The following is a 6,163-nucleotide window of genomic DNA, read 5'->3' on the forward strand; positions in this document are numbered from 1 at the left end:
TATTCAAGAAAAATAAAAAAGCGAAATTAGGCAGCTAAAGGCAAAGAAAAAAATTGAGAGAATCATAAAGCCAAATAAAACTAAAATAGCAAAAGGTTGAAGAGAAAATCAAACAAAGCTCATCAACTTTAGATTGCAAAGAATCAAAAGTAGGAAAATGATGTAAATGAATGGGATTTCTTGAGATTTTTCCAAAGCTTTTCGATAGGGTTAAAGTCAGGAGAATAAGAGGGAGCTGGAAAACAGTTAAGCAGGACTTGTTAAAGTTGAAAAAAAGTCTTTAAGCTGTTTAGAAGTATGGTATTTAGCACTATCCTGAATAAGAACAATATGTTTGAAGAGTGCCTAATAACAGAAGTAAGAAAAGCTTGGTAGGTGTCAGAGTTAAAACGGAAGTAGTAGATTGATAAAAAATTTGCCAGTGAAAAAAATCAATTAAACCAAAGAACGAAAAGCTCTCGAGTACCAGAAGTTTTAATAGTAGGTTGGTTGCCTCTACGGGCCCAAGTGTAGGAAAGACTACTCCCACTGAGGAAAGCTAGCTTCATCTCCAAAAAGTAGATATGCACCTTTTTTTTCCTAGCTAAGTTGAAGCTTTAGGCCAAGTTTCAGCTAACCATTCTGCTCTTTTGTCTTCATCTATGGTCTGATATAAATCTTGCTTTCTGAAATGAAAATCCTAGATTTTTAAGCAGTTCTACTATATAAAATACACTATATCTCACTCCCATATTTTTCTTATTAGCTCTACTATCATTGGACTACGCCAACATGTTCCACTAAATCCTGCTGCTTCTGGCCCTTTTTCTATTATTTCTGCTAATTCTTGTTTTTGCTTTTTGTTTAATTTTCCAGGTCGGCCGGATGATTTTCCTGATTCGATACTGTCTATTCCTCTTACTAAATAGTTTTTTATATGTTTATTTATTGTTTCTTCTGTTATTTCTAATACTTTTGCTATTTCTGTTATTGCTACTTCTCGACTTATTGCTAACAATACCATTATCTGCTTACTTTCTCTTATTTTTTCCTAATTTTTGACTGGACTTTAATTTTTTCTCTAGCTCTTGTTGCTGTTCTTTGTTATTCTTAATCGGAATATTAGCATTGGGAAATCTCCTTATATTGAATTTCTATTTCTTAGAGATTTTCCATGCTTTTTCTTTTTCGCTCAACTTTTTTTTCCCTGTTTTCTTTTTCTTGAGATCTATATTTTCAATCGAGATGAAGACATAGAAGGGTTAACTAATAAGGCATTAGAATTTGTCGAAGAAGCTAAATTGAAACTATTTGGGATAGCTTTCTTGGAATTACTTTTCTTGGCTGTTTCAGCATCTTCTGAAAAATTTCTTAAGGATAAAGGGGAAAGCGATAGGATAACAACAAGATTTCTTACATTTTCACAACAGCTTGATTGGTTAGATGATAAGAAAAGAAAAATTTTGCGATCATTCCTAAAGCTTCATGGTTCAGGAGGTAACATAGCAAGTCAATACCCTTGGAATTATGAAAACTTGTATAGCATTTGTAAATATCGTTGATCGTAAAACCTTTGTGGGAATTTATTTTAGATTTTTATAAATCTCGAAAAGCTTCAACAAATAGGCTTGCTTTGTTAAAAAAAGAAGACACTTTTCAGACACTCTCAAATAGTTACACCCCAGAATTAATAGAAAAAGTTATCACCAAAATGCTTAATCAATTTATTAGCAATAATAAGTCATCAAAAAGACGGCTTTCTACCCCATTAGCTTTTGCTTGTGATCATGCTGCTTATGAATTAAATATTAATCGTCAAGATAAACCTTATAGTAAAGAAACATTTGATTAGGTATTATCAAGAGATAAAACGAGAAGAATTTGAAAGGCTTAACGATACTATGATCACTGAAAGATTTTTGACTTTAATTAATCTTTTGCAAAAACAATCTTAATCTTTTCTAACATTACTTATCAAAAAGTGTGTTTCTTTATGCTTCATCTAGTAGCAAAACCTTGCTGCAAGTAAAATTAAAAGGATAAAGAAATGAGTAATATACACCCAGAAGAAATTTTACCTGAAAAAGTATTAATTGAGCGGTTAAATGTTTCTAGGACAACTCTTTGGCGATGGAGATCGCAAGGTAAACTTGCCTGTTTTAAGCTAGGCTCCAAAGTGGCTTATTCTGAAAAACACGTTAGAGAGCTTTTAGAAAAATGTGAGCGTCAAGCTATCCCCAAAAAGAAAAGAGGCTATAGCTTATGTTTAACAAAAATAATATCCCTTCATTTAAGTCAAACCATGAACGATCACGACTTATTAGAGTAAACCGCAAAAAACCCTTGTCCAATATGTAATAAACCTGATTGGTGTAGTGTATCAGAAAATGGATCGCTTGCTTTTGTTGTAGAGTTTCAGCAGGGTAGTTTTAAGAAGCTAGTAAATGGGGGCCTACATCCATAGTCTTAAATATGATGAGGTGATCATTCATCCAAATAAACCTGTTGTAGCTCAATCAGTTGAAAAACCTTTAGCAAATATTGAGCAACGAAACAAAGTTTATAGTGCTTTATTAAATGAGTTTCTTCAACTATCCCTAAATCATGCTGATAATTTGCTCAATGTACGCGGTTTAAGCGATGAAAGAATATTTAATAATCTTTATGCAACATTACCTATATTTCCTAACATCTTCAAATTACCAAAGAACTAGCAAATAACTTTGAGCTAAGTGGAATACCAGGTTTTTAAGACTGAAAAAGGATTGGCGATTTAGTCCAGTTGGTAACCCAGGTTTTATCCCTGTTCGAGATTCTATTGGACGCATTCAAGGCATGCAAATACGTCGAGATACAATAGGAAAAGATATGTCCAGATACATTTGGTTTTCTTCACGTGACTTTACTGATGGTGCAAGTTCTGGCTCTCCAATACATTTTGTTAATGTTGATCTAGCCAAACAAACAGGATTTGCTGTTATAACTGAGGGGCCTCTAAAAGCTGATATTTGTGCTGAAAAAATGAGCCTTTGTTTTATTGCTGTAGCTGGAGTTTCTTCTTTTAACAATATTTTTGCACAACAACTAAAAAAAGAAATTCCTGAGCTTAAAACTGTAGCAATAGCTTTTGATTCAGATTGGGAAGACAAAGCACCTGTTTGTAATGCTGTAATACGGCTGATAGACACACTAAAAGAGCATAACATCAACATAAAAATTTGGTCTTGGGATACTAAATTTAAGGGGCTTGATGATTTTATTCTTGCTGGAGGGGAAATAGTATGAGCAAAATTATTGAGCTTGATATTAAAGAGTTTGAGCGTAGAGCTAAAGAAAAAGGTCTAATTTCTAAAACAGAGCAATCAAGTCAAGAATATATGCCTTTTAAGCTAAGTTGGCCGCAATCCCTAAAAGACGTTGCTTATCAAGGTACTGCTGGAATGGTGACAGAATTAATAGCACCTCATACCGAATCAGACAATGCGGCTCTTTTACTACAATTTCTTGTAGCTTTTGGAAATATTATTGGTAGAAGTGCTAGATTTACAGTTTCTGGATGTGATCATTACTTAAATTTTTTTATTTGTCTTGTTGGTAAAACTGCCAGTGGTCGCAAAGGTACTTCATGGGATCCTATTGAGCGTCTTTTTAAGCTGGTAGATCCAACTTGGGCTAATCGAATTATGTCAGGCTTATCTTCAGGGGAAGGACTTATTTGGGCTGTACGCGATCCTATAGAAAAACTGAGCCAATAAAAGAAAAAGGCAAAGTTACAGGTTATCAAAAAGTTATTATTGATAGCGGTATAGAAGATAAACGTTTACTTATAATAGAAACAGAATTTGCTTCCGTGTTAAGGGTGTTACAACGAGATGGCAACACATTGTCAGCGATCATTCGAGAAGCTTGGGATAAAGGCGATTTAAGAATCATCACTAAAAATAATCCTGCTCAAGCAACACAAGCACATATTTCTATCATAGGGCATATTACTCCTGATGAGTTAAGAAGGTATATTGACCGAACAGAATTAGGAAATGGTTTTGCTAACCGGTTTTTGTGGCTATGTGTAAAACGCTCAAAGCTTCTTCCTGATGGTGGTGAGCTTCATAAAGTAAACTTTGAGCCGAGTAAAAGGGTTAGTCAAAGTAATAGAATTTGCTAAAAGTTGTTTTGAATTAAGGAAAGATGCTCAAAAGCAACAGAATTTTGGCGTACAGTTTATGCTGATCTTTCTAAAGAAAAGTAGGTTTATTTGGATCTGCTACATCACGTGCTGCACCTCAAGTATTAAGGTTGTCTTGCTTGTACGCTTTGCTTGATTGCTCATTAGTCATTCAACAAAAACATATGGAAGCTGCTTTAGAAGTTTGGCGATATTGTGAAGATTCAGCTAAATACATTTTTGGTGATTCTTTAGGAGATCCTTTAGCTGATGAAATTCTCAAAGCACTAAATGATCTAGGAGAAGAAGGTTTAACAAAGTCTTTTATTATTGAGCATCTTTTCAAGCGAAATTACAGTGCTAGCAAAATTAACAATGCCCTAGCTAACTTGGTTGAGTCTCAACTTGCATATTGTCAAAAAGAAACTACTAATGAACGTGGGCGACCTACGGAAAAATGGTTTTCTAGTGCAATTAAAAGACAAACCCAATCTTGTTACGAGGAAAACGAGGAAAACGAGGAAAATAAGTTTTTACTACATAACGATTGAATTAACTCGTTTTTCTCGTTTAAATCGTAGCTTTATGCTTGAAAAAAATACTCCTAAAAATTATATGAAAAAAATTATTTCAAATTTGTCACCCAAGATTGACTTTATTTCTGGCTCTATTGTGGCCTATTACAAAAAATGTAACCGTGCCAATTGTAAAATGCTTACAAGGATATCTGCACGGCCCCTATTTTTACCGTTTTTGGAGACATGAAGGCAAAAGATTTAAGCAATATGTACGCAAAGAAGATGCAGCTATTGTTAAAACCGCTTGTAAAAACTACCAAGAGCAAAAGCGCATTAACAAAGAATTTCAACTAAAGCACTTAGCATTATGGCGTAAGCTAAAAGCCCAGATTAATGAGGTGATTGGCAATGAATGAAAGCACAAAAAAAACCAATGAAAATAACGTTTGTTTAGCAGAAGCTAACAATAGCCAAACTAAGTCACCAGCTATTGATATTAATTCTATTGCTGCATCAATAGCTGGCATAGAATTTGGATCAATAGCTCGTGAGTTAAGAAAAGCTTGGGCTTGTCGAGTAGTTTATTATCTTGAAAATGAAGGTTTAACGCCTCAACAAGCTGTTGAAAAAGCTAAAAATCCTCAACCTGACATTAGTACCGAGAAAGAATATCAGCATATTTTAAGCCAGCCAGTTAATACTATGTTGGTGGGCAATAGCAATCCTATTTGAGCGTGATCCAACAATAGCCGCTGATGTTTGGGAAGAAATAAAACAAGAAGCCCTGCAATGAATTTTTAAGCGGACATCGCGCTGCTGGTGGGCTTGAAGTAGCTGAATGGCAACAAGAGCCTTGGACACGCGCCCAATATTTAGCAATTCGAGATGGTTTTATAGAGCAGTGGCAACCAAAAGGAGCCATAGAAATAGCTATGATTGATATGATGGCACAAGCCTTTAGCCAATATTTGTTTTGGAATGAAACCCGTCCAACAAAGAGCCACTCACAAACATAGTTGCTTTAAGCTCAAAAGAGCAATCTAAAAATAATAATGGTTGCGGGCCCACGTGTTACAGAGCAAGAAGCCTTAGAACATGCTGCTATTATGATGGCTCGCTTTAACAAGCTGTTTTTAAGGACTTTAAGACAGTTAAGAGACTTAAGGCGATATTCTACGCCTATAACAATAAACAATCCACAACAAGTAAATATTTCTACTGAAGTTTAGAATTGTAATAAAAAAATTTTAAGGGCGTAATTTACCTAAATATATAGAATCGAACCTGCTTTAGCTATTGAAGTTAGATTATGAAAAATATAGCTAGTAATCCCACTCGCTATAGTCCAATAAACTATTTAATTCTTTTTGATGGAATTCCCATAAAGGCATGAATTTGCTCATCAAACTATTGAAACGTTTATTATGATGGCGTTCTAGCAAATGTACTAGTTCATGAACAATGATATATTCTAAACATAAAGTTGACTTTTTAGCTAATT

The 6,163-nt window shown here is 34.3% G+C and carries 13 protein-coding genes; 10 read left to right on the forward strand and 3 right to left on the reverse strand.

The window, feature by feature from the left end; all coding sequences use genetic code 11:
- Positions 1–143: 143 nt before the first annotated feature.
- Both IPK14_18210 and IPK14_18215 read right to left on the reverse strand, forming a co-directional pair.
- A complete protein-coding gene (locus IPK14_18210; GenBank protein ID MBK7995236.1) occupies positions 144–254 on the reverse strand; it encodes a transposase in 111 nt (36 codons plus the stop codon).
- Between the two features lie 467 nt (positions 255–721).
- Positions 722–997, reverse strand: a complete 276-nt coding sequence (locus IPK14_18215) for a helix-turn-helix domain-containing protein (protein MBK7995237.1) — start codon at positions 995–997, stop codon at positions 722–724.
- A 615-nt stretch (positions 998–1,612) separates the two neighbouring features.
- On the opposite strand from IPK14_18215, the gene IPK14_18220 reads away from it, so the two are divergent.
- The 10 genes from IPK14_18220 (at position 1,613) to IPK14_18265 (ending at position 5,891) form a co-directional block, all read left to right on the forward strand.
- On the forward strand, positions 1,613–1,831 hold the full coding sequence (locus IPK14_18220; protein MBK7995238.1) for a hypothetical protein: 219 nt from the start codon (positions 1,613–1,615) through the stop codon (positions 1,829–1,831).
- A gap of 195 nt (positions 1,832–2,026) precedes the next feature.
- Positions 2,027–2,308, forward strand: coding sequence for a helix-turn-helix domain-containing protein (locus IPK14_18225; GenBank protein MBK7995239.1), 282 nt, complete (start codon positions 2,027–2,029; stop codon positions 2,306–2,308).
- Positions 2,309–2,423: 115 nt separating this feature from the next.
- Positions 2,424–2,693 carry a hypothetical protein gene (locus IPK14_18230; protein MBK7995240.1) on the forward strand — a complete coding sequence of 90 codons (270 nt, stop codon included), beginning with the start codon at positions 2,424–2,426 and terminating at the stop codon, positions 2,691–2,693.
- 121 nt (positions 2,694–2,814) lie between these two features.
- Positions 2,815–3,264 (forward strand): DUF3854 domain-containing protein, encoded by a 450-nt coding sequence (locus tag IPK14_18235; GenBank protein MBK7995241.1) that lies wholly within the window; start codon positions 2,815–2,817, stop codon positions 3,262–3,264.
- Positions 3,261–3,734, forward strand: coding sequence for a hypothetical protein (locus IPK14_18240; protein ID MBK7995242.1), 474 nt, complete (start codon positions 3,261–3,263; stop codon positions 3,732–3,734). The genes IPK14_18235 and IPK14_18240 overlap by 4 nt, the downstream gene beginning before the upstream one ends.
- Entirely contained in the window at positions 3,695–4,144 is a 450-nt protein-coding gene (locus IPK14_18245; GenBank protein ID MBK7995243.1) for a DUF3987 domain-containing protein, read from the forward strand. Before IPK14_18240 ends, IPK14_18245 begins: the two co-directional genes overlap by 40 nt.
- Positions 4,145–4,284: 140 nt before the next feature.
- On the forward strand, positions 4,285–4,695 hold the full coding sequence (locus tag IPK14_18250) for a hypothetical protein (protein ID MBK7995244.1): 411 nt from the start codon (positions 4,285–4,287) through the stop codon (positions 4,693–4,695).
- Between the two features lie 146 nt (positions 4,696–4,841).
- Complete coding sequence (locus IPK14_18255) at positions 4,842–5,078, forward strand: hypothetical protein (GenBank protein ID MBK7995245.1); 237 nt, start codon at positions 4,842–4,844, stop codon at positions 5,076–5,078.
- Positions 5,071–5,394, forward strand: a complete 324-nt coding sequence (locus IPK14_18260; protein ID MBK7995246.1) for a hypothetical protein — start codon at positions 5,071–5,073, stop codon at positions 5,392–5,394. Before IPK14_18255 ends, IPK14_18260 begins: the two co-directional genes overlap by 8 nt.
- 320 nt (positions 5,395–5,714) lie before the next feature.
- A complete protein-coding gene (locus IPK14_18265) occupies positions 5,715–5,891 on the forward strand; it encodes a hypothetical protein (GenBank protein ID MBK7995247.1) in 177 nt (58 codons plus the stop codon).
- A gap of 93 nt (positions 5,892–5,984) precedes the next feature.
- On the opposite strand, the gene IPK14_18270 is transcribed toward IPK14_18265, so the two are convergent.
- On the reverse strand, positions 5,985–6,163 hold a 179-nt coding region (locus tag IPK14_18270), incomplete at its 5' end, for a M48 family metallopeptidase (GenBank protein ID MBK7995248.1).

The organism is Blastocatellia bacterium (assembly GCA_016713405.1).
In the GTDB taxonomy this organism is placed as follows: domain Bacteria; phylum Acidobacteriota; class Blastocatellia; order Chloracidobacteriales; family JADJPF01; genus JADJPF01.

Bases quoted from the DNA above. Each gene is read 5' to 3' on its own strand.
- IPK14_18265 (MBK7995247.1), top strand. From the start codon at position 5,715: ATGGTTGCGGGCCCACGTGTTACAGAGCAAGAAGCCTTAGAACATGCT.
- IPK14_18235 (MBK7995241.1), top strand. From the start codon at position 2,815: ATGCAAATACGTCGAGATACAATAGGAAAAGATATGTCCAGATACATT.
- IPK14_18230 (MBK7995240.1), top strand. From the start codon at position 2,424: ATGGGGGCCTACATCCATAGTCTTAAATATGATGAGGTGATCATTCAT.
- IPK14_18240 (MBK7995242.1), top strand. From the start codon at position 3,261: ATGAGCAAAATTATTGAGCTTGATATTAAAGAGTTTGAGCGTAGAGCT.
- IPK14_18225 (MBK7995239.1), top strand. From the start codon at position 2,027: ATGAGTAATATACACCCAGAAGAAATTTTACCTGAAAAAGTATTAATT.
- IPK14_18260 (MBK7995246.1), top strand. From the start codon at position 5,071: ATGAATGAAAGCACAAAAAAAACCAATGAAAATAACGTTTGTTTAGCA.